At 60.5% G+C, this 24,047-nt stretch carries 15 protein-coding genes; 11 read left to right on the top strand and 4 right to left on the bottom strand.

The window, feature by feature from the left end; genetic code table 11:
• Positions 1-89: 89 nt before the first annotated feature.
• The 3 genes from H3028_RS11475 to H3028_RS11485 form a co-directional block, all read right to left on the bottom strand.
• Positions 90-3,278, bottom strand: coding sequence for an efflux RND transporter permease subunit (locus tag H3028_RS11475; protein WP_181297152.1), 3,189 nt, complete (start codon positions 3,276-3,278; stop codon positions 90-92).
• 102 nt (positions 3,279-3,380) lie between these two features.
• Complete coding sequence (mexE, locus tag H3028_RS11480) at positions 3,381-4,610, bottom strand: multidrug efflux RND transporter periplasmic adaptor subunit MexE (RefSeq protein WP_181297153.1); 1,230 nt, start codon at positions 4,608-4,610, stop codon at positions 3,381-3,383.
• 244 nt (positions 4,611-4,854) lie between these two features.
• Positions 4,855-5,772: a LysR family transcriptional regulator gene (locus H3028_RS11485; protein ID WP_258237781.1), complete on the bottom strand. Its 918-nt coding sequence runs from the start codon at positions 5,770-5,772 to the stop codon at positions 4,855-4,857.
• Between the two features lie 263 nt (positions 5,773-6,035).
• Between H3028_RS11485 and H3028_RS11490 the strand changes: the two genes are divergently transcribed.
• The 8 genes from H3028_RS11490 (at position 6,036) to fdhE (ending at position 15,776) form a co-directional block, all read left to right on the top strand.
• Entirely contained in the window at positions 6,036-7,052 is a 1,017-nt protein-coding gene (locus H3028_RS11490; protein WP_181297154.1) for a zinc-dependent alcohol dehydrogenase family protein, read from the top strand.
• Between the two features lie 103 nt (positions 7,053-7,155).
• Positions 7,156-8,013, top strand: a complete 858-nt coding sequence (locus H3028_RS11495) for an SDR family oxidoreductase (protein ID WP_181297155.1) — start codon at positions 7,156-7,158, stop codon at positions 8,011-8,013.
• Between the two features lie 25 nt (positions 8,014-8,038).
• Positions 8,039-9,037, top strand: coding sequence for a Ku protein (locus tag H3028_RS11500; RefSeq protein ID WP_181297156.1), 999 nt, complete (start codon positions 8,039-8,041; stop codon positions 9,035-9,037).
• Between the two features lie 17 nt (positions 9,038-9,054).
• Complete coding sequence (gene ligD / locus H3028_RS11505) at positions 9,055-9,978, top strand: non-homologous end-joining DNA ligase (protein ID WP_181297157.1); 924 nt, start codon at positions 9,055-9,057, stop codon at positions 9,976-9,978.
• Positions 9,979-10,142: 164 nt separating this feature from the next.
• The gene (gene fdnG, locus H3028_RS11510; RefSeq protein WP_181297481.1) at positions 10,143-13,217 is read left to right on the top strand and encodes a formate dehydrogenase-N subunit alpha; all 3,075 of its coding nucleotides are present in this window, start codon (positions 10,143-10,145) and stop codon (positions 13,215-13,217) included.
• Positions 13,217-14,152, top strand: coding sequence for a formate dehydrogenase subunit beta (gene fdxH / locus H3028_RS11515; RefSeq protein ID WP_181297158.1), 936 nt, complete (start codon positions 13,217-13,219; stop codon positions 14,150-14,152). The genes fdnG and fdxH overlap by 1 nt, the downstream gene beginning before the upstream one ends.
• Positions 14,149-14,838 (top strand): formate dehydrogenase subunit gamma, encoded by a 690-nt coding sequence (locus H3028_RS11520; RefSeq protein ID WP_168423646.1) that lies wholly within the window; start codon positions 14,149-14,151, stop codon positions 14,836-14,838. Before fdxH ends, H3028_RS11520 begins: the two co-directional genes overlap by 4 nt.
• Positions 14,835-15,776: a formate dehydrogenase accessory protein FdhE gene (gene fdhE / locus H3028_RS11525; protein WP_181297159.1), complete on the top strand. Its 942-nt coding sequence runs from the start codon at positions 14,835-14,837 to the stop codon at positions 15,774-15,776. The genes H3028_RS11520 and fdhE overlap by 4 nt, the downstream gene beginning before the upstream one ends.
• On the opposite strand, the gene H3028_RS11530 is transcribed toward fdhE, so the two are convergent.
• Complete coding sequence (locus H3028_RS11530) at positions 15,773-15,937, bottom strand: hypothetical protein (RefSeq protein ID WP_168423644.1); 165 nt, start codon at positions 15,935-15,937, stop codon at positions 15,773-15,775. The two genes, fdhE and H3028_RS11530, sit on opposite strands and share 4 nt — an antisense overlap.
• Before the next feature lie 338 nt (positions 15,938-16,275).
• On the opposite strand from H3028_RS11530, the gene H3028_RS11535 reads away from it, so the two are divergent.
• The 3 genes from H3028_RS11535 (at position 16,276) to glgB (ending at position 23,971) form a co-directional block, all read left to right on the top strand.
• The gene (locus H3028_RS11535) at positions 16,276-18,288 is read left to right on the top strand and encodes an alpha-1,4-glucan--maltose-1-phosphate maltosyltransferase (protein ID WP_181297160.1); all 2,013 of its coding nucleotides are present in this window, start codon (positions 16,276-16,278) and stop codon (positions 18,286-18,288) included.
• A gap of 146 nt (positions 18,289-18,434) precedes the next feature.
• Positions 18,435-21,758 carry a maltose alpha-D-glucosyltransferase gene (gene treS / locus H3028_RS11540; protein WP_181297161.1) on the top strand — a complete coding sequence of 1,108 codons (3,324 nt, stop codon included), beginning with the start codon at positions 18,435-18,437 and terminating at the stop codon, positions 21,756-21,758.
• Positions 21,755-23,971 carry a 1,4-alpha-glucan branching protein GlgB gene (gene glgB, locus H3028_RS11545; RefSeq protein ID WP_181297162.1) on the top strand — a complete coding sequence of 739 codons (2,217 nt, stop codon included), beginning with the start codon at positions 21,755-21,757 and terminating at the stop codon, positions 23,969-23,971. The genes treS and glgB overlap by 4 nt, the downstream gene beginning before the upstream one ends.
• The last annotated feature ends 76 nt before the right edge of the window (positions 23,972-24,047 follow it).

Raw genomic sequence — 24,047 nt, forward strand, 5'->3', positions numbered from 1 at the left:
CTCGGATGCGAGCTCAGTCGGAATGCTCATTTACAATCCGTAAACTCGCGTGCGAATCCAGTCCGCTTCCTCGCCTGTTTTTGCCTTGCTTAACCTTCGCTCGCTACGTTTCCACGCAGTCTGTTGAATACAGCCTTTTTCTCCTCGCGCCTCTCAACGAAGGCGCGAATCACCAGATAGAACACCGGCGTCAGCAGCAGGCCGAAGAAGGTCACGCCGAGCATGCCGCTGAACACCGCAACACCCATGGCGTGGCGCATTTCCGCGCCAGCCCCGCTCGACAGCACCAGCGGCACCACACCCATGATGAACGCGAAGCTGGTCATCAGAATGGGGCGCAGCCGCAACCGGCAGGCTTCGAGTATCGCCGCCAGTCGATCCATGCCTTCTTCCTGCTTATCCTTGGCGAACTCGACGATGAGGATCGCGTTCTTGCACGCCAGCCCCACCAGTACGATCAGGCCGATCTGGGTGAACACGTTGTTGTCGCCGCCGGACAGAATCACCCCGGTAATGGCCGACAGCAGCGTCATCGGTACGATCAGAATCACCGCCAGCGGCAAGCTCCAGCTCTCGTATTGCGCGGCCAGTACCAGGAAGGCCAGTAGCACGCAGAGCGGGAAGACGAACATTGCGGTGTTGCCGGCGAGGATTTGCTGATAGGTCAGCTCGGTCCATTCATAGCTCATACCGTTCGGCAGCTCGGCCTGGAGCAGACGCTCCATGGCATCTTCCGCCTGGCCGGAGCTGTAGCCCGGCGCGGCCGCACCGTTAATCTCCGCAGTGAGGAAGCCGTTGTAATGCATGACGCGATCAGGGCCTGCGCTGTCGCTGACCTTGACGAAGGTCGATAGCGGGACCATTTCGCCACGGTCATTGCGTACTTTCAGTTGGCCGATCTGCTCGGGTGTCAGGCGAAACTTCTGCTCGGCCTGGACATTGACTTGATAGGTGCGGCCGAAACGGTTGAAGTCGTTGGCGTACAGCGAGCCGAGGTAGACCTGCATGGTGTCGAAGATCTGATCGATCGCCACGCCGTGGGTCTTGGCCTTCTCCCGATCGATGTCGGCATCCACTTGCGGCACGTTGACCTGATAGCTCGTGAACAGACCTGCCAGCTCCGGATAGTCGGCACTCTTGGCGATGACGTTCTGCACCTGCTTATACAGCTCCTCATAGCCGAGGTTGCCGCGATCCTGCACCTGCACGCGGAATCCACCGATGGTGCCCAGCCCCTGGACCGGCGGCGGCGGGAAGATTGCGAGATAGGCTTCCTGGATACCAGCGAACTGGCCGTTAAGCTCAGCGGCTATGGCCCCGGCGGACATGTTCTCGTCCTTGCGCTGGCCGAAGTCTTTCAGGGCAACGAAGACGATGCCGCTGTTAGGACTGTTGGTGAAACCGTTAATCGACAGGCCAGGGAAGGCAATGGTGTTTTCCACGCCGGGATGCTCACCGGCGATTGCCGACATTTGCTTGATCACGTCTTCGGTGCGGTCCAGGGTGGCGGCATCCGGCAGTTGTGCAAAAGCCACCAGATATTGCTTGTCCTGCGGCGGCACAAAGCCGGTGGGTGTGCTGGCGAAACCCATGTAGCCCAGACCTACCAAGCCGACATAAACCACCAGCGCGATGCCGCTTCCGCGCAGGATGCGTTTGACCGCGCCGACGTAGCCGTGGCTGGCACGCTCGAATACGCGGTTGAAGGGCGCGAACAGCCAGCCGCCGAACAATTTGTCCAGCAGGCGCGAGAAACCATCCTTCGGTGCGTCGTGGGCGCGCAGCAGCGCGGCTGCCAATGCGGGGGACAGGGTCAGTGAGTTGAACGCGGAGATCACCGTGGAAATCGCGATGGTCAAGGCGAACTGCTGATAGAACTGCCCGGTAAGGCCGGAGATAAAGGCGGTCGGGATGAATACCGCGCAGAGCACCAGCGCGGTGGCGATAATCGGCCCGGTCACTTCCTTCATCGCCTGCTTGGTGGCGTCGACCGGCGACTTTCCAAGGCCGATATTTCGCTCGACGTTCTCCACCACGACGATGGCGTCATCCACCACGATACCGATTGCCAGCACCAGGCCGAACAGCGACAGCGCATTGAGTGAGAAGCCGAGCATGTGCATTACAGCGAAGGTGCCGATCAGCGATACGGGCACGGCAGCCAGCGGAATGATCGAGGCGCGCCAGGTCTGCAGGAACAGGATCACCACCAGCACGACGAGCACAATGGCCTCGAGCAGGGTATGCACCACCGCTTCGATGGAGCCGCGAACGAAGATGGTTGGATCGTAGACAATCTCGTAGTCCACGCCTTCGGGGAAGTCCTGCTTCAGCTCGGCCATGCGTGCACGGACCGAGTCGGAAATCTCGATGGCGTTGGAGCCGGGGCGCTGGAAGACTGGAATGGCGACGGCAGGCTGGTTGTTAAGCAGCGAACGCAGGGCGTACTGGCTGGACCCTAACTCAATACGCGCGATGTCCCTTAGGCGGGTGATCGAGCCGTCCTCGCCGGCGCGAATGATGATGTTCTCGAACTCTTCCTCGGTGACAAGTCGGCCCTGCGTATTGATCGATAGTTGAAAATCCGTCGCACCCGGAGCCGGTGGCGCGCCCAGCGAGCCCGCCGCAACCTGGCGGTTCTGCTCGCGGATCGCATTGACCACATCGGACGCGGTGAGATTGCGCGAGGCGACCTTGTTCGGGTCGAGCCAGACGCGCAGCGAGTAGTCACCCATGCCGAACAGTTGCACGTCGCCAATGCCGTCCAGGCGCGCCAACTCGTCCTTGACGTTCAGCGCGGCGTAGTTGGACAGGTAGAGCATGTCGTAGCGCTCATCCGGGGACGTCAGGTGCACCACCATGGTCAGGTCCGGAGACGCCTTGTCCACTGTCACCCCGAGGCGTTGTACTTCGGTGGGCAGGGTCGGCATGGTGCGGGTTACACGGTTCTGCACCTGCACCTGCGCATTGTCCAGGTCAGTGCCGAGGGCAAAGGTGATGGTCAGGGTCAGCTTGCCGTCGGCAGTCGCCTGGGACGACATATAGAGCATCCCTTCGACACCCGTGATGGCCTGCTCCAGCGGCGAAGCGACCGTTTCACCGATGACCTTGGGGTTGGCGCCGGGAAAGTTGGCCCGTACTACGACCGTGGGCGGTACCACCTCGGGGTATTCGCTGATCGGCAGCTGGAACAGCGAAATGGCGCCGCCGATGAGGATCACCAGCGACAACACTGCAGCGAAGATCGGCCGCAGGATGAAGAATTGAGAGAAATTCATGACGCACTCCGGGGGGAAAGGATGCGCATGACGCACCCTGACGGAATCGGTTTTTCTAGGTGTGCGCCGAGGCGCACGAATCGGCTGCTGCTAGCGCTGGGTTCAGCTACTCGGGCGACGCGCCACGTTGCGATCAACGACCTGCCGTTCGAATGCGGCGGTTATCGCACGGTGCTGTTCCTTCAGCGCTGCCAGGGTGTCCGCGTCCGCCATCGGCACGTTCTGCGGCGCGACCGTCGCACCTGGGCGAACCCGCTGCAGACCGTTGACGACGATGGTTTCGCCCTGCTCGAGACCGTTACGCACGATACGCAGCCCTTCGAGCTTCGGGCCCAGTTCGACGGAGCGGTAACTGACTTTCCCGTCATCGCCGAGGACCAGCACGAACTTCTTGCCCAGATCGGTTCCCACCGCAACGTCCTTGATCAGTACCGCCTCATAGGTCGCGCTGCCAACCAGCTTCAACCGTGCGTAGAGACCGGGGGTGAAGCGTCCGTCACGGTTGTCGAACACGGCGCGGCCGCGAATGGTGCCGGTACGCGGATCGACCTGGTTGTCGATAAAGTCCATATGGCCGAGGTGCGGATGACCGTCCTCACTGGATAGGCCGAGGTAGACGGGGGTCGCCTCGCCACGAGCGCCGTCGCGGGCCAGCTCGCGGTATTTCAGATAGGTGCGCTCGTCTGCTTCAAAATAGGCGTAGACCTTTTCGGTGGAAACCAGGGTAGTCAGCAAGGCCTCGCCTGCGTTGACGAGGTTTCCGGCGGTGATCAGCGCGCGTCCGGCTCGGCCATCGATGGGCGCGGTAACACGGGTGAAGCTGAGGTCCAGCTTGGCGGCATCCAGTTGCGCCTGGATGGCAGCGACGGCGGACTTCGCTTCGCTGGCGGCGCTGACACGCGCGTCGGCCAGTTCGGCGGAGATGGCGTTGTTGGCACGCAGCCTCTCACCACGCTGGGCTTCGCTGGCAGTGCGTTGCTGGGTCGCGCGGGCTTGTTGCAGTTCGGCTTGCAGTCGCTTGACCTGTGCCTCGAACGGCCGCGGGTCGATCTGGAACAGCAGGTCGCCTTTCTTGACCAATGCGCCTTCCTCGAAGGCGACCTTGTCAATGAATCCTGAAACCCGCGGACGAATCTCGACCGACTCCGGCGCCTCCAGACGTCCGGTGAGCTCGTCCCATTCGGTCACCTGCTGTTCGATGACTTCCGCGACGCTGACCGCTGGCGCCGGCATTGCCGCTTCGGTCGCCTCGGGTGCCTGTCCGCACGCGCCGACGAGGGCAGCGGCAATCGCAACCAGTGGGTAACGCAAGGCTTTGAGTGAACGTTCCATGCTTGACTCCGCAACTCGGTTTTTATCGATGGCGGGAGTGTGCAGGCTGGCCTCGCTATGCAGAAATCGAACAAGCCGAATGTGAATATCATCCACGATGATGTTGCAGACTGTTTCATCAACGGCGAGATAGCCGGGCGGAACCCTTGGCTCGCAACTAGATAGTGAAGCTGGAGTTCCGGCGGGCTGAAGTCTATGGCGGACTCAAGCGGAGCGCTGTCGGGGTCACCCTGCGTAAAGCCAATCAGAGGCTGTCGGGGTCACCGACGAACATCTGGATGCGCGAGCGCAGCCAACGCTCTGCGGGGTCGTTGTCCTGGGCGCCACGCCAAGCCATGGAGAGTTCGAAGTCCTGGCTCGTCTCGAATGGCAGCGGTTCGGCACGCACGCCACCATTGGCGGCTAATGCCGCCGCGGCGTAGTCAGGCAAAGTCGCTACCAGGTCGGTGCCCGCGAGCAGGCTTGCGAGGCCGTTGAACTGCGGCACCGCCAGCACGACCTTGCGCGTGCAGCCGTGCAGCGCCAGCTCCTCATCGATGTAGCCGTTCAGGTCGCCAGCGAAGGAAACCATGGCGTGCGGGCGAGAGCAGTAGTCGTCCATGCTCATCCGTCCGGGAATACTGTCCGCGCGCAGTAGCATGGGCTTCGGCCGGCGCAACACTTTGCGTTTGGCATTGGCCGGCAGCTCCTGGGTATAGCAGACGCCCACCGATATCTCGCCGGAAGCCAACAGGCCCGGCATCAACAGGTAATTGGCGCGCCGCACCACCAGCACCACGCCCGGTGCCTCGGCCCGTATGCGCCGGAGCAACTGAGGCAGCAAGGCGAACTCGACCTCGTCGGTCAGGCCGATGCGGAACACCAATTCACTGGTGGCTGGGTCGAAGGTCGAGGCACGGCTGACCGCCGTGGAAATCGAATCCAGCGCGGGGGAGAGCAGCCCGGCGATTTCCTGGGCACGGGCGGTCGGCTCCATACTGCGGCCCGTGCGCACGAACAGCGGGTCGTCGAACAACATACGCAGGCGTGCCAACGCGGCACTGATCGCCGGTTGGCCGAGAAACAGCTTTTCGGCCGCTCGGGTTACGCTGCGCTCATGCATCAACGTTTCGAAGACAATCAGCAGGTTCAGATCCACACGGCGAAGGTCGTTGCGATTCATGCCATTCACTTCAAGCTGTGGTCAGACAAAGGTGCGGCTGACCTTCAGGGTTGCGTCTGCATTCTAGACACATCCGCGTGAAGCCGGCATGTCCATTTCCGCTTTGCAAATACACAAACCTGCAGAAAGCGTGCGACTTTACATACAGCCGATCATCATTCCCGCGCATGGCGACTATCGAACGGAATGCAGGCATCGCGACTGGAGTTGTGTCGGCGGTGCAGATAGAGTCACTAATACAGTAGTAAGCGAGGGGTCTTTCAATGTCCCGCATCATCCGTTTCCATCAGTTCGGCCCTGCTGAGGTGCTGCGCTACGAGCAGCAGGACGTCCCACGGCCAGGCCCCGGCGAAGTGCTCATTGGCGTCCACGCTATTGGCATCAGCTGGAACGACGTGCTGTGGCGGCAGGATCTCGCCCCGCGCCATGCGCAACTTCCATCCGGGCTTGGCTGCGAAGTCGCCGGTGAAGTGCTGGCGGTGGGCGATGAGGTCGATGGTTTCTCCGTGGGCGACCGAGTGGCTAGCTTCCCGGCTCATGACCTTAACCAGTATTCGCTATATGGCGAGCATGTACTGCTGCCGCACACTTCGCTCGTCCACTATCCCGACATGCTCAGTCCGGTCGAGGCTGCCATTCACTACACGCCAGCGCTAGTGGCGTACTTTGCGCTGGTTGAGTTGGCGCAGCTGGAGCCCGGCCAGTACGTATTGGTGACCGAGGCGCGTCATTGCACGGGCCCGACCGCTGTGCAGCTGGCAAAGGCCCTGGGAGCGCGCGTGATTGCCACGTGCGATACCGCTGAAGACCGTGATTTTCTACGCGAGCTGGGCGCCGAATCGGTGATTGCCACCGAAGAGGAGGATCTCGTCGGGCGTCTGCAAAAGATCACTGGCGGCGCCGGCGTCGAGGTGGTGCTGGATGGTTGCGGCGGCTCGCAAATGAAGCTGCTGGGCGATGTCATCGCGCCGCGTGGCAAGTTGATTCTCTACGGACTCAATGGCGGCAACGAGACGGCATTTCCAGCCTGTGCGGCGTTCAAGAAAAACTTCAAATTTTTCCTGCACTGCCTGTGCGATTTTACCGGCCAGCCGGAACTGGGCATTGAGCAGAACCGCGAGGCAGTCAAGCGCGCACTGTTGCACATCAATCAGCTGACCGCGGACCGACTCATCACGCCCCAGGTCGATAAGGTGTTCGGCTTTGGTGACGTCGTCGCGGCGCATCAATACGTCGAAAGCGGCGTACCACGCGGGCGAGTCACACTTCGCCTCGATTGAAGCGGGGCCCACTGGCTGGGCCCTCTCATCGCTTCACAGAAACTTTTCCCCAGCCGTTCAAGTCCTCCGAAGACAGGTTATTCACCTTGACGGAGATATTGGCATGGCCGACGAAAACCAGACTCTACCGCCTCAACAGCAACCCGAACCTGGCAAGGAAGGCTTGATGAACCCCCGCCCCGAATTCAAGGGTGAGGATTACAAAGCCGCCGGCAAGCTACAGGACAAGGTCGCCATCATCACCGGCGGCGACAGTGGCATCGGTCGTTCGGTCGCGGTGCTTTACGCTCGCGAGGGTGCCAACGTGGCGATCCTGTACCTGGACCAGCACCAGGATGCGGATGAAACCCGCCGGGTGGTTGAAGGCCATGGTCGCCAATGCCTGACCTTCGCTGGCGATGTGGCCGATCGTGAGGTGTGCCGCAAGGTTATTGACGAGACGCTGGCCAAGTTCGGCAGGCTCGACATCCTGGTCAATAACGCCGCTGAGCAGCACCCGCAGAAAAGCCTGGAAGACATCAGCGAGGAGCAGTGGGAGAAAACCTTCCGCACCAACATCTTCGGCATGTTCCAGATGACCAAGGCTGCGCTGCCGCATCTCAAGGAGGGCGCCTCGATCATCAATACCACGTCGGTGACGGCCTATAAGGGAAGCCCGCAACTGCTGGATTATTCGTCTACCAAAGGCGCGATTACCGCCTTTACCCGATCGCTGTCCATGAACCTGGCCGAGCGCGGCATTCGCGTCAACGGCGTCGCGCCGGGGCCGATCTGGACACCGCTCATTCCGTCCACCTTCGATGCGGATAAGGTTGCTGAATTCGGTGCCAACGTGCCGCTCAAGCGTCCCGGCCAGCCGGATGAAGTCGCTCCGGCATACGTCTACCTGGCCAGCAGCGATTCGTCCTACGTGAGCGGTCAGATCATCCATGTGAATGGCGGTACAGTGGTCAACGGCTGATCGCCTGTCGACAGGAGAGAACGTTATGCCTCGCACGATCTGGAAGGGAGCCGTCAGTTTCGGCCTGGTCCATATTCCCGTCGCCCTGGTGCCAGCCACTACTCGCTCGGGAATCGATTTCGACTGGCTCGACAAACGCAGCATGGATCGGGTCGGCTACAAACGCATCAACAAGACCACCGGCGAAGACATCGACAGCGAAAACATCGTCAAAGGCGTCGAGTACGAAAAAGGCAATTACGTCGTGATCAGTGATGAAGAGATCAAGGCGGCCCATCCCAAAGCGACGCAGACGGTAGACATCGTCGCCTTCGTCGACGCCAAGGACATATCGTTTCTCTATATCGACAAGCCCTATTACCTGACGCCCGATCGTCGGGGGGAGAAAGTCTACGCACTGTTGCGCGAAACGTTGATCCAGACCGGCAAGGTTGGCGTCGCCAATGTAGTGCTACGCAACAAGCAGCACCTTGCGGTGGTGATGCCGCTGGGCAAGGCGCTAGTGATGAACACGCTGCGTTGGGCGGAGGAAGTGCGCGGCGAGGAGTACCTCGAGATGAAGGACGAGGCGCTCAATGCTGATCTCAATCCCCGCGAGCTGGAGATGGCTAAGCGGCTTGTCGAAGACATGACCGAAGAATGGAGCCCCGAACGGTACAAAGACACCTTCCAGGACGAGATCATGGATCTGGTGGAAACCAAGGCCCGCGAAGGCAAGCTGGAGGCTGTTGGCGGGCCGGAAGAAGCGGTCGATCGCCGCAGCGCCGATGTCATCGACCTCACCGAGCTGCTCAAGCGCAGCCTTGCGGGCAAAACGGCCAAAAAAGCTGTACCGGTAGACGAGGTCGACGATGAGGAGGAGGCCAGCGAGGAAGAGGCGACGCCGCGTAAAGGCACGACCAGCAAGAGCACCACGGGCAAGAAGGCGCCTGCCAAGTCGACGGCCAGCAAATCATCGGCAAGCAAGGCCTCGACTACGCGTAAGAGCGCAGCCAGCAAGTCCAGCAGCAAGAAAGCCAGCTGACCCGACGAGGTACGCGCATGCCCGCAAAGTCCGGCAAGAGCAGCCGCCCCGATGTGGGCGGCATCGGCATCAGCAACCCCCAGCGGGTTATCGACGCGAAGAGCGGCGCGACCAAGCTGCAGCTGGCTCAATACTATCTGACGGTGGGCGACTGGCTGACGCCGCATCTGGCCAATCGGCCGTTATCCATCGTCCGCGCGCCCGACGGCGTGGATGGGGAGAGCTTCTTTCAGCGCCATTGCGGCCGCCTCAAGATGCCCAACATGCGGGTATTGGACAAATCGCTCGATCCAGAACATGCACGTTTGATCCAGGCCGACAGCATCACGGCGGTGGTCGAGGCGGTGCAGATGGGTACCGTTGAATTCCATACCTGGAATGCCCGTAGCGACCGGATCGACCGGCCGGACCGTATTGTTTTCGACCTCGATCCGGACCCCACGCTGCCATGGTCGAGGATGATCGAAGCGACCGGTATGACGCTTGATCTGCTGGAGGAGCTGGGCCTCCAGGCATTCCTCAAAACCAGTGGCGGACGCGGCATGCACGTGGTCGTGCCGATCGATCGTCGGCAGAGTTGGGATTGCATCAGCGAATTTGCACGTGGCGTGACGACGCGTCTCGCCACAGAGGCACCCGAACGGATCGTGGCGAAGATGGGACCGAAAAACCGTGTCGACAAAATCTTCGTCGATTATCTGCGTAATCAGCGCGGCGCCAGCACTGTGGCAGCTTACTCGGCGCGCGCTCGTCCCGGTTTGCCGGTTTCGGTACCCATCGGCCGCGGCGAATTGGAGCAGATTGCCGGTGCGGACCAGTGGAACATTCAAAACCTCCAAGAGCGGTTGGAGCAAATCCGTGTCGATCCCTGGTCCGATTACGCCTCGACCAGACAGTCGATTTCGGCGCGCTTGCTGAAGTTGGTCAACGCGAGCGCCTGATTCGACCGGTGGGCTTTCCATTACCGAAACTCCAGCTAGCCTTCAACTAGCGTAGCGAACATGCGCCGAACTCATCGTCGGTCTGCAGGAACCATCGTAGAGCGGTTGCAGTCGACTTATTCGATGAGCAGAACATAACAAGCAAACAGGAGATACCGATGACCGTGCGAGTATCCCGGCGACAGTTCCTGAAGTTCGGTGCGGCTGGTGTAGGTGCATCGAGCATGGCCATGATGGGGTTTGCGCCTGATGAAGCCGTAGCGTCGATTCGTCACTTCAAACTGACCGGCGCGAAGGTTGCGCGCAACATATGCACTTACTGCTCGGTAGGCTGCGGCATGTTGCTCTATTCCCGCGGTGATGGCGCCGCCAACGTAGTCAACGAGATCTACCACGTCGAAGGCGACCCGGATCACCCGGTCAGCCGCGGCTCGCTCTGCCCACGCGGCGCGGGTGTGCTGGACTTCATCAAGAGCGAATCAAGGGTCAAGTACCCCGAGGTGCGTGAGCCATTCACCAACGAATGGAAGCGCATCAGCTGGGACGAAGCTTTCACCCGTATCGCGCGGCACATGAAGGACGACCGCGACAAAAATTTCGAGACGCATAATGAGAAGGGTCAACTGGTCAACCGTTGGCTGACGACGTCCATGGTGGCGGCTTCAGCCTGCACCAACGAGACCGCATACATCACGCAGAAGATTACCCGAGCACTCGGCATCCTCCAGCTCGACAACCAGGCGCGCGTTTGACACGGACCAACGGTGGCAGGTCTTGCCCCAACATTTGGTCGCGGTGCCATGACGAACCACTGGGTCGACATTGGAAACGCTAACGTCATTCTGTCGATGGGCGGTAATTCGGCTGAAGCACATCCCGTGGGCTTCCGCTGGGTCATGCATGCCAAGGAGCGCAGCAATGCGATCCTGATTTCGATCGATCCTCGCTTCAACCGCACCACGGCGGTGGCGGATTATCACGCCTGGATTCGCACCGGCACGGACATCGTGTTCCTCGGTGGTTTCATCAGCTACCTGATCGAGTCCGATCGCTATGCTCATGAGTACGTACGCGAATACACCGACGCGAGCTTGATCGTCGCAGAAGGCTTCGGTTTCGAGGATGGTTTGTTCACTGGCTATAATCCAGAGGACCGAATCTACAACCGTGAGACCTGGAATTTCGAACTGGACGAGCGCGGCTTCGCACGCTCCGATCCCAGCCTCAGGCATCCACGCTGTGTGTTCCAGCTGATGCGTCAGCATTACAGCCGTTACACCATCGAGCAGGTGGAAAACGTTTGTGGCATGCCTCGCCAGAAGGTGCAGGAGCTCTGGGATTTGATGGCGCAGACCTCGGCGCCGGATAAGACCATGACCATCCTCTATGCCCTGGGATGGACGCAGCACACCATTGGTTCGCAGATCATCCGTTGCGGTGCGATGGTGCAATTGCTGCTCGGCAACATGGGCATGCCCGGCGGCGGTGTGAACGCGCTGCGCGGCCACTCCAACATTCAGGGCCTGACGGACATCGGTCTGCTTTCCAATCTATTGCCGGGCTACCTGAACCTGCCGTCGGCGAATCTGCAAAGCTATGCCGATTACATGAAGACCCGGATCAAGCCGCCGCTGGTGGAAGGCGAGGTGTCGTACTGGAAGTTCTATGAGCGGTTCTTCGTCAGCCTGATGAAAGACTGGTACGGCGACGTCGCCACTGTCGAGAACGACTGGTGCTACGACTGGCTACCGAAGCTGTCGGTGCCGATCTACGACGTGCTTTACGCCATCAATGACATGACCCTGGGCAAGATGACCGGCGCCTTCTGTCAGGGCTTCAACATCCTGGCGGCGTTTCCGAACAAGGCCAAGGTCATGGATGGCCTGTCGAAGCTCAAGTACTTTGTGATCATGGATCCGCTGACAGTGGAAACCGGCGAGTTCTGGAAGAATTTCGGTGAGTATCACGATGTCGATCCGTCGCAGATCGGCACCGAAGTGTTCCGCTTGCCGACCACCTGTTTCGCCGAGGATGACGGTTCCATCACCAACAGCTCGCGCTGGCTGCAGTGGCATGAGAAAGCGGCGCCGGGACCGGGCGAATCGATGCCTGATACCGAAATTCTCGGTGAGCTCATGCTGCGGTTGAAAGCGATGTATCAGGAGGAGGGTGGCGCGTTCCCGGATCCGATTCTGAATCTTTCGTGGAATTACAAGGACCCGAAGTTTCCGCGAGCCGAAGAACTGGCCAAGGAATATAACGGCCGAGCGCTGACAGACCTGACTGACGAAGCGGGCAATGTCGTCCGTCGCAAAGGTGAGTTGCTGAAGGATTTCAGCGAGCTTCGCGACGACGGCTCGACAGCCTGCGGTTGCTGGATCTACTCCGGAGCCTGGACCGAAGAAGGCAACATGATGGCCAGGCGCGACAATTCCGATCCCTACAACACCGGCAACACCTTGGGCTGGGCCTGGTCTTGGCCAATGAATCGGCGTTTGCTCTATAACCGTGCGTCGGCGCGGCCGGATGGCACGCCGTGGGCACCCAACAAGGCGTTCGTCTGGTGGAATGGCGAACGCTGGACCGGGGCGGACGTGCCGGACTTCCCGCTGACGTCGCCGCCGTCACAGGGCGTGGGACCGTTCATCGTCACTCAGACAGGGGCTGGACAGTTTTTCGCGTCGGAATGGTTGAACGAGGGGCCGTTCCCGGAGCACTACGAGCCAATGGAAACGCCCATCGACCGCAACCCGATGAGCCCGAACAATCCATTGGCGCTGAACAATCCGATTGCGCGTGTTTTCGAACAGGATCGCGATTCGTTCGGCTCAAACAAGGAATTTCCCTACGCGGCGACAACCTACCGTCTTACCGAACATTTCCATTATTGGACGACGCATGCGCGGCTCAACGCGATTGCCCAGCCGGAAAAGTTCATCGAGATCAGCGCCGTGCTCGCCGAGGAGCTGGGTATCGTTGCGGGAGAACGGGTGCGGGTGAGCTCCAAACGGGGCTTCATCACGGCAGTCGCCGTGGTGACCAAGCGACTGGTTCCGCTGCAGATCGATGGCCGTACCGTGCACCAGATCGGTATCCCTATTCATTGGGGCTTCAAAGGTGTGGCGAAGAAGGCGCACCTGACCAACACCCTCACGCCGTTCGTGGGTGACGGAAACACCCAGACACCGGAATTCAAGTCGTTCCTGGTGAATGTGGAGAAGATTGGAGGAGCTGCCTGATGCGTGGAGACCAGATCAACCTGCAGAACATCATCGCCCGCTCGGCGACCACCACGCCATCGCCGCAGGTGCGGCATGGCGGCGTCGAGAAAGTGACCAAACTCATCGATGTCTCGGTCTGTATCGGCTGCAAGGCTTGTCAGGTGGCCTGTTCGGAGTGGAACGACCTGCGCGACGAAGTCGGCGAGTGCGACGGGACCTACAACAACCCGCAGGACTTGACGGCGGAGTCCTTCGAGGTCATGCGCTTCAGTGAGTATGAGAATGAGCAGGGCAACCTCGAGTGGCTGATCCGCAAGGACAACTGCATGCATTGCGCAGAGCCGGGTTGCCTCAAGGCCTGTCCGTCGCCCGGCGCCATCGTGCAGTACGCCAACGGCATCGTGGATTTCAATTCCGAGCATTGCATCGGCTGCGGCTATTGCATTGCAGGTTGCCCGTTCGACATTCCTCGAATCTCGAAAAAGGACAACAAGGCGTACAAATGCACGTTGTGTTCCGACCGGGTCTATCACGGGCTGGAGCCCGCCTGCGTGAAGAGCTGCCCGACCTCGGCAATCATGTTCGGCACCAAAGAAGACATGCTCGACTACGGTGCCCATCGGGTCCAGCACCTCCAGGGAAGAGGGTACGAGAACGCAGGTATCTACGATCCAGCGGGTGTAGGCGGCACGCACGTCGTGTATGTGCTGCAGCATGCGGACAAGCCGGAAATCTACAGTGGACTGCCGAAGGACCCACACATCGCTCCGACCGTAGAGCTATGGAAAGGTGTGACCAAGCCGATCATGTCGGTGGCGCTGGGTATGTCGGTTCTGGCCGGCTTCTTCCACTACGTGATGAAGGGGCCGAAAGAAGAACCTGAAGACGATCCGGATCCAGAGTTGGCTGCGGCCGATCGAGAGCTTGATCGCCGTGGGGAGGACCGGTTATGAGCCATTCCAATGTCAAGCACGGCATCCTGCGCTACGGCTGGTGGACGCGAGTTAACCACTGGCTGATAGCGATCACCTTCGTGATGCTGACACTAAGCGGACTCGCGCTGTTCTACCCTGCCTTCTTCGGCCTAACGGCTCTTTTCGGCGGGCCTGAACCGACTCGTATCGTGCACCCCTATATAGGGGTGTTCATGTCGTTGTTCTTCATCATTCAGGCGGTGCGTTTCTTTGGCGACAACCTGATCCGAAAGCACGATGTGCAGTGGACCAGGCAGATCCGCGACGTACTCAGCAACCGCGACGAGCGCTTGCCCCCGGTGGGCAAGAACAACGCGGGGCAAAAGCTGGTGTACTGGATCTTTCTGGCTACCGTGCCGGTGCTGCTGATCACTGGAATCGTGCTCTGGCGCCCCTGGATTGCCGATGACATGCCGATCTGGGCCCTGCGCTGGGCCGCAATGATCCACGCGATTACCGCATTCATTGCGATCATCACGCTGGTCATCCACATCTACTCGGCGATCTGGGTCAAAGGCTCGGTGCGGGCCATGACGCAAGGCCGTGTCAGCCACGCCTGGGCGCGACACCATCATGGGCTGTGGTACGAGGAAATCATGCGTAACAAGAAATCTGATTCGCAAAGTGCGTCGCCCACCAGCGAAGTGCAAGACCGCCGCCGATGAAAGGAGCTGCAGTGAACCATTCTTATGGAAGTGCGCCTTCTGGGATTATGGACGCGCCACATGTGGTGCTGCCGGACGCCAAAGTGTTTAGCAAGCGGGCCACGCGGCTGCGGGAGCTGGTGTTACAGGTTCCGCCGCTGGACGAGTTTCTTGCTTTCATGGCGCGTCTGGTTCAGGCCCAGCATCAGGTGCTGACCGAGCAAGAGCCAGCCTGGCAACCGGCGGCGGATGCATTTGATCAGGCGCTGAAACACGGCATGCCGCCGCTGGGCTTTCAGGCGCTGCGGCGAGATGTTTGCTGGCAACAAGACCTGCTTGCCATTCTCGATGCGATCGAACTTCACGTTGGTGAGCGCCAGCGGCCACTGCTCGCCACGCTGCGTGAGATGTCGGCCGATCAGCTCAATGAACTGGCCGATGACGTATTCGAGATGCGCCCCGGCAACGAGGCCACCCGCGCCTTGCTGCCGTTGGTTGCCGCAGCGCTGCAGGTGACCTGGATGCGCCTGGCCATCGGGCTGCCGAACCCTCCGGCACGCCCGGTCGGCGAGGCGCAGGCGCTGTGTCCCTGTTGCGGAGCCGCGCCTGTGGCGAGCGTGGTGCATAACGAGCGCCATCGCAGCGGCGTGCGCTATCTGCACTGTTCGCTGTGCGCGACCGAATGGCATCTGGAACGCGTCAAGTGCAGCGTGTGCGACAGTGGCGGCAAGTTGCTTTACCTGACCCTCGACGATGATCAAGGCAAGCCGTTCCTGCCGGTCCAGGCGGAGGCCTGCAACGAGTGTCACAGCTATCTGAAGGTCATGCAGCGCGAGCTTCACGGGCGCGCTGATCCGGTGGCCGACGATCTTGCCAGTTTGGCCCTGGACCTGTTGCTGGCCGAGCAGGACGAATACGCGCGCAGCGGCTACAACCCCTTGCTGATCGCTGGGGACTAGGTCGGCTCCGGCGCCTCGTCGGCTACGGCCTGGCCTCCGAAAGGCGTGCCAGGTTTGTAATCATCGAGGTCGTCGGGGCAGGGCACCTGGGGCAGATCACCCGGCTTGTCATGCATGACGGGATCGGGTTGGGGCACATCGGGGCGGGCATGCGGAGTCATGGCAGTCTCCATCAGTTCAATCAGTAATCATCAGGAATAGCTCGTGATGGGCGGAACGCAAGCGCACCGGTGACCGTTTCCCACGTCCGGCTTTTCCATTTGATTAAAGACCTTTCCTGAACCGCCATCGAAGTTTCCGACGCCCGTCGTATAGCTGCGTGCAGCGGCATCGTAGCGGCGTGTCATGCTGAACTTTTACGGCCTCCTTTGGTTCGGAAGAACAGAGCCCGAGAAAGCCCGCACAGCGGATTCTTACGCGGTGAACCCAACCCGTACGGTTCTCTTCCGTAGCGGTTGGGCGTCGTATTGCAACGATTTAGGCCCCAGGAGCCCGTTCGATGAACGATGCACAGCCCCACGCAACGATTCACCCCCGACTGGAACAGGCACTGAAGATGCCACGCATTGCCATCGAGTCGACCGAGCCGGTGCTCGACGGCGGGCGATTCGCGGCCAAGGCCATCATCGGCCATCCGGTAAACGTTACCAGCAAGATCTTCGCCGACGGTCATGACCAACTGGCCGCCGCGATCTGTTGGCGTACCAAGGACGAGAGCACCTGGCGCCGTGCACGACTCAAGCTGCTCGGCAATGACAGCTGGGAAGGCCAGTTCACCCCGACTCAGGTCGCCGGTCACGAATTCATGATCGAAGCCTGGTGGGACATCTACGAGACCTACCGTTACGAACTCTCGAAAAAGCATGCTGCCGGCGTGCCTATCCAGCTGGAGCTGGAAGAGGGCCGTAGGCTGTTGGAACGAGCAAGCGGCCGAACCCAGGGCGAAACCAGGGCCATCATCGACGATCTACTGCATCGCCTGAGCACAGCGCATCTGGACGATGAGCGCGTCTCGGTAATGCTCGCTGAGGAGACCGCCGCGGTGATGGCTGCCGCCGACCCTCGCGAGCATTGCAGCCAGAGCCCGGTATTCCCCCTCGATGTCGAACGCCCCCTGGCTCAATTCGCCAGTTGGTACGAGCTGTTTCCTCGCTCCGAAACCGACGATCCGAATCGCCACGGCACCTTGCGCGACGTGCACAAACGCCTGCCGTCGATCCGCGACATGGGGTTCGACGTGCTCTATTTCACGCCTATCCACCCCATCGGACGCCAGCACCGCAAAGGCCCCAACAACACGCTTGAGGCCGGCCCCAACGATCCCGGGAGCCCCTATGCCATCGGCAGCGAGCAGGGCGGCCATGAGGCCGTTCACCCGCAGCTGGGCACGCTGGAGGATTTCCGTGAGCTGGTGGCCGCTGCGCGCGAACACGGGCTGGAAATCGCGCTCGATTTCGCCATTCAGTGCTCCCAAGACCATCCCTGGCTGAAGGAGCATCCGGGCTGGTTCTCCTGGCGGCCTGACGGGACCATCCGCTATGCGGAGAACCCGCCGAAAAAGTATCAGGACATCGTCAATGTCGATTTCTACGCCGAAGACGCCATGCCCGACCTATGGATCGCCCTGCGCGATGTGGTCTGGCATTGGGTGCAGCAGGGGGTGAAGATTTTCCGTGTCGATAATCCGCACACCAAACCGCTGCCATTCTGGGAATGGATGATTGCCGACATCCGCGAGCGAGACCCGGACGTGATGTTCCTCTCCGAAGCGTTCACCCGGCCGGCCATGATGGCGCGCCTGGGCAAGGTCGGTTTCAACCAGAGCTATACCTACTTCACCTGGCGCAACAACAAAGCGGAGCTGAGCGAGTATTTCACCGAGCTCAACGAGCCGCCGCTGCGCGATTGCTATCGACCGAATTTCTTCGTCAACACCCCGGACATCAACCCGTTCTTCCTGCATGACTCCGGCCGCCCGGGGTTCCTTATTCGTGCGGCCCTGGCCACGATGGGGTCGGGCCTTTGGGGCATGTATTCGGGCTTCGAGCTGTGCGAATCCGCCGCGATCCCGGGCAAGGAGGAGTACCTCAATTCCGAGAAGTACGAAATACGCCCACGCGACTATCACGCGCCGGGAAACATCATCGCCGAAATAGCCCAGCTCAATCGCATCCGCCGGCAGAATCCGGCACTGCAGACCCATCTCGGTTTCAAGGCCTACACGGCCTACAACGACAACATTCTCTTTTTCGGCAAGCGCACGCCGGATCGCTCGAACTTCATTCTGGTTGCCATTAGCCTGGATCCGCACAACGCCCAAGAGGCGCATTTCGAATTGCCTTTATGGGAGCTTGGGCTTTCCGATCACGCCGAAACACGTGGCGAAGACCTCATGAACGGGCATCGCTGGACCTGGTACGGCAAAACACAGTGGATGCGAATTGAGCCGTGGCATCAGCCATTCGGTATCTGGCGACTGACCGCCGAGGCGCCTGATCCAGACCTAAAGTAGATTCTAGAAAATTATAACAAAACCATTGGATATCAGAGCTTTACGGATAAAACATAATCTGACATCTAGACCGTTAGTGCACTTTTTCAGTCTCCACCCGGCGCCTTTATGGGTCGGGTTCTGGAGGTCATGAAAGGAAAGAGAACATGGCCAAAGCGCGCAAACCAGCCGCCTTCATTAAAGACCCCCTCTGGTACAAGGATGCGGTGGTCTATCAGGTCCACCTTAAATCGTTCTATGACTCAAATAACGACGGCGTCGGCGACTTCCAAGGGTTGATCGACAAGCTCGATTACATCGCCGACCTTGGCGTCAATACCATCTGGCTGTTGCCGTTCTACCCCTCGCCACGACGCGACGACGGTTACGACATCGCCGAATACCGCGGCGTACATTCGGACTACGGCACCATGGCCGATGCCAGGCGCTTTATAGCCGCCGCGCACAAACGCGGTCTGCGGGTGATTACCGAACTGGTCATCAACCATACCTCGGATCAGCATCCCTGGTTCCAACGAGCGCGCAAGGCGAAAAAGGGTTCTGCGGCGCGCGATTTCTACGTCTGGTCGGACAGCGATGACAAGTACGACGGGACGCGGATCATCTTCCTCGATACCGAGGTATCGAACTGGACCTGGGACCCGGTGGCCCAGCAATACTTCTGGCACCGCTTCTATTCGCATCAGCCGGACCTCAATTTCGACAATCCGCAGGTGATGAAGGCGGTCCTCAGTGTGATGCGCTATTGGCTCGACCTTGGCATTGATGGGTTGAGGCTCGACGCGATCCCGTATTTGGTCGAACGCGACGGCACCAACAACGAGAACCTGCCCGAGACCCACGTGGTGCTGAAACAGATTCGGGCCGAGATCGATGCCAACTACCCGGACCGCATGCTGCTGGCTGAAGCCAACCAGTGGCCGGAGGACACCCAGCTGTATTTCGGCGGTGAGGACGGCGGCCTGGGCGACGAATGCCACATGGCGTTCCATTTCCCGCTGATGCCGCGCATGTACATGGCCCTGGCACAAGAGGATCGCTTCCCGATTACCGATATCCTGAGGCAGACACCGGACATTCCGGAAAACTGCCAATGGGCGATTTTTCTGCGCAACCATGACGAGCTGACGCTGGAAATGGTGACCGACAAGGAGCGCGACTACCTCTGGAATTACTACGCCTCGGATAAGCGCGCGCGGATCAACCTCGGCATTCGTCGGCGCCTGGCGCCGCTGTTGGAACGCGACCGCCGGCGGATCGAACTACTCAACAGCCTGCTGCTCTCGATGCCCGGCACGCCGGTAATCTATTACGGCGACGAGATCGGCATGGGTGACAACATCTTCCTCGGCGACCGCGATGGGGTCCGCACCCCGATGCAATGGTCGGTAGACCGCAACGGGGGTTTCTCCCGCGCCGACCCACCCAGCCTGGTATTACCACCAATCATGGACCCGCTTTACGGGTATCAGGCGATCAACGTCGAAGCGCAGCAGCGCGATCCGCATTCGTTGCTCAACTGGACCCGACGCTTGCTTTCAATCCGCAAGCAGTTCAAAGCGTTCGGCCGTGGCACGCTCAAGATGCTCGCGCCGAGCAACCGGCGCATCTTGGCTTACCTGCGCGAGTTCACGGCACCCAGCGGGGAAACCGAGGTCATCTTCTGCGTGGCCAACGTGTCGCGCTCGGCTCAGGCCGCCGAGCTGGAACTGTCGCATTACGCCGGCATGGTGCCGGTGGAAATGGTCGGCGGCAGTGCGTTCCCGCCGATCGGCCAATTACCTTATCTGCTGACCTTGCCACCGTATGGCTTCTACTGGTTCCAGCTGGCGACCAGTCACCAGATGCCTAGCTGGCACCAAGAACCGGTGGAAACCATGCCTGACTTTCAAACGCTGGTACTCAAGCGTCTGGATACGCTTACTGCGGCCAACAAGCGCACTCTCGAAACCGAATCGTTACCGGCGTACCTGCCGAAACGGCGCTGGTTCGCCAGCAAGGACGCGGCCATCGACTCGATCAAGATTTGCTACAGCGTGCCGTTCGGTGACCCACAGCGTCCGGTACTGCTGAGCGAAATTGCAGTGGAGGCGGCAGGACGCACCGATCTGTACCAGTTGCCGCTGGGCTTCCTCGACGAAGGCGATTTCGACACCGCGCTGCCGCAACAACTGGCCATGGCGCGAGTACGACGGGGGCCCCAGGTGGGGTTGCTGACTGATGCGTTCGCGCTAAACCAATTTGTGCTGGGCGTGATTCAAGGGCTGCGCGAGGAACGGGTAGTGCAGTGCGGCGACGGTGAGATCCGCTTCGAACCGATGGCCCAGCTGGCCGAAATCGAGCTGCCAGCTGATGCCGAGGTGCGCTACCTCACGGCCGAGCAATCCAACAGCTCGGCAATCATCGGCGGCAGCATGATGATCAAGTTGCTGCGGCGGGTGTCGGCGGGTGTGCACCCGGAACTGGAAATGGGACGTTTCCTGACGGAGCAGGGCTTCAACTACATATCTGCGATGCTCGGCCAGGTGACGCGTGTCGACAAGCAGGGCGAGCTGCATGCCCTGATGGTGATTCAGCGCTATCTCGACAACCAGGGCGACGCCTGGGAGTGGACGCTCAATACGCTCGACCGCGCCGTGCGCGACCAGATCGCTGGCGGCGTCTCCCTGCATGAAAACCAGTTCGACGCACTCGAAGAGCTTGAAGCCTTCAATCGCCTGCTCGGACAACGTCTGGGCGAGATGCACATGACACTGGCCGCACACACCGATGACCAGGCATTTGCCAGTGAGCCGACTCGTCCGGCCGATACCAAGGAATGGATCAGCGCCATCTCTGGCCAGGTGGAACGTGCGCTGGATCTGCTGCAGGCGCGCCGTGGCGATCTCGACCGCAAGATGGCGGCGTTGGTCGACCCGCTGCTCGGTCAGCGCACGCAGCTGTTGGCCGAAGTGAAACGGTTGGCTGAACGGACCGTTGGTGGCCTGCGAACCCGTGTGCATGGAGACCTGCACCTTGGTCAGGTATTGGTAGCGCAGGGCGATGCCTATTTCATCGACTTCGAGGGCGAGCCGGCGCGTTCGCTAGAGGAGCGCAGAAGCAAGCTGAGCCCATTCAAGGATGTTGCCGGCGTGTTGCGCTCATTCGAATACGCAACCGCCATGACCATGCGCAATGCTCAGATCAGTGACAGCTCCGAAGCGGCGGATCTGGCGCGACGCAATATTTCCGATACCTATCAGCAGAGCGCGCGCAGTGTCTTCCTTGAGGGCTATCGCGAGGCTACCGCAGACATGCCGCACGCCTGGAAGGATGCCGCCGGAGCCGACGCCGCGCTGGCGTTGTTCAGCCTGGAGAAGACGGCATATGAAGTGGCCTATGAGGCAGAGAACCGCCCGGCCTGGCTGTCCGTTCCCCTACAGGGATTGGCGGCGTTGGCCCAACAGATTTCCGATGGAGGTTCCCAATGAATGATCGTCCGGTGGTGACCATGCCCGGTGAAACCCTACTTCCCAGAGATGCCGATGTAGACGCGCTGGTACGCGCGGAGCACGGCGATCCGTTCTCGATCCTCGGGCCGCACCCAGACGGTGATGGCCTGGTGGTGCGTGCTTATCTGCCCAATGCGCTGGGTGTCGAGGTGCTGGAACGCTCCGGCGGCCGTGTTCTGGCAGCGATGGAGCAGGGCCAGGTGCCGGGGTTCTTCTTCACTCGGCTGACCAATCAACAGTCGTATCTGCTGAGGATTCGTTGGGCCGGCGGTGTGCAGGTGACCGAGGATCCGTTCAGTTTCGGCCCGCAGCTCGGTGAGACGGACATGTATCTGTTCGCCGAGGGCAACCACCGGCAGATCGGCCGCGTGTTCGGCGCACAGCCGATGGAGGTCGACGGCGTGCAAGGCGTGCGCTTCGCCGTCTGGGCGCCTAACGCCAGGCGGGTATCGGTGGTGGGTAGCTTTAACGATTGGGATGGTCGACGGCATCCGATGCGTCTGCGTTTCCCGGCGGGTGTCTGGGAGATTTTCCTACCGCGCTTGCAGCCCGGCGACCGCTACAAGTACGAGATTCTCGGTCCGCACGGTATCTTGCCGCTGAAGGCCGACCCCGTGGCGCTGGCGACCGAGCTCCCTCCTGGAACCGCTTCGGTGATCTCGCACCCGTTGGAGTACGAATGGAAAGACGATGCCTGGTTGCAACAGAGAGCGGCGCGGCAGTCGCTTCAGGCGCCGATGACGATTTACGAGCTGCACGCCGGCTCCTGGCGTCGGGAAGGCGGCGACGATGGCCGGCTCTACGACTGGCATGAACTGGCCGAGCGATTGATTCCCTATGTTGTGGATCTGGGCTTCACCCACATCGAGCTGATGCCAATCATGGAGCACCCGTTCGGTGGCTCGTGGGGCTACCAGCTGCTCTCTCAATTCGCGCCCAGCGCGCGTTACGGCAGCGCGCATGACTTCGCCGCCTTTGTCGATGCCTGCCACACCGCTGGCATCGGCGTGATCCTCGATTGGGTGCCGGCGCATTTCCCGACCGACGCTCACGGCCTAGGGGAGTTCGACGGCACGGCGTTGTATGAGTATGCCCACCCCTTCGAGGGCTTCCATCAGGACTGGGATACCTACATCTACAACCTGGGGCGCAGTGAGGTACATGGCTTCATGCTGGCTTCGGCGCTGCATTGGCTGCGTGAATTTCACGTCGACGCATTGCGTGTCGATGCGGTTGCCTCGATGCTCTATCGCGACTATTCACGCAACGAAGGCGAATGGATCCCTAACCGTCACGGCGGTCGGGAAAACCTCGAGGCGATCGACTTCCTGCGTCACCTGAACGACGTCGTAGCGACCGAGACACCTGGCGCGTTGGTGATTGCCGAAGAGTCCACGGCATTCCCTGGCGTCAGCAAACCTACCTCGGAAGGTGGCCTTGGCTTTGCTTACAAGTGGAACATGGGCTGGATGCATGACAGCCTCAAGTACATCCAGGAAGATCCGATCAACCGCCAGTATCACCATGACAAATTCACCTTCAGCATGGTCTACGCCTACTCGGAGCACTTCGTGCTGCCGATCTCCCACGACGAAGTGGTGCACGGCAAGGGCTCGCTGATCGACAAGATGCCCGGTGACCGCTGGCAGAAGTTCGCCAATCTGCGTGCCTACCTGTCGTTCATGTGGACGCACCCGGGCAAGAAACTGCTGTTCATGGGCTGCGAGTTCGGTCAGTGGCGCGAGTGGAGCCATGACCGCGAGCTGGATTGGCATCTGCTTGAGGAAGCCGACCACCGTGGTGCGCAGAATCTGGTTCGTGACCTCAATCGGCTATACGGCCAGGAGCCTGCATTGCATCAGCTGGACGCCGACCCGCAGGGCTTCCAATGGCTGATCGGGGATGATCGCGCCAACAGCGTGTTCGCCTGGTTGCGCAGGAGCTCGACTGGCCATCCATTGTTGGTCGTCGGCAACTTCACCCCTGTAGTGCGCGAGGGCTATCGGGTCGGTGTGCCGGTAGACAGTCGTTGGCTGGAGATTTTCAACAGCGATGCCGAGTGCTACGGTGGTTCCAATGTGGGCAACGGCGGCGGCATGCTCGCCGAGCAGGTGCCTGCGCACGGCCAGGATGTGTCACTCAGCCTGACGCTACCGCCGCTTGGCGTGATCATCCTGCGACCCCAGGTGTAGCAAGGCCGGCATCCCGGAGCGCATGCCAGAAACCGAAAAAGCCGGGACGACGAATCGTCCCGGCTTTTTAGTGCGC

This window comes from Pseudomonas sp. Q2-TVG4-2 (assembly GCF_013620795.1).
In the GTDB taxonomy this organism is placed as follows: Bacteria; Pseudomonadota; Gammaproteobacteria; order Pseudomonadales; family Pseudomonadaceae; genus Stutzerimonas.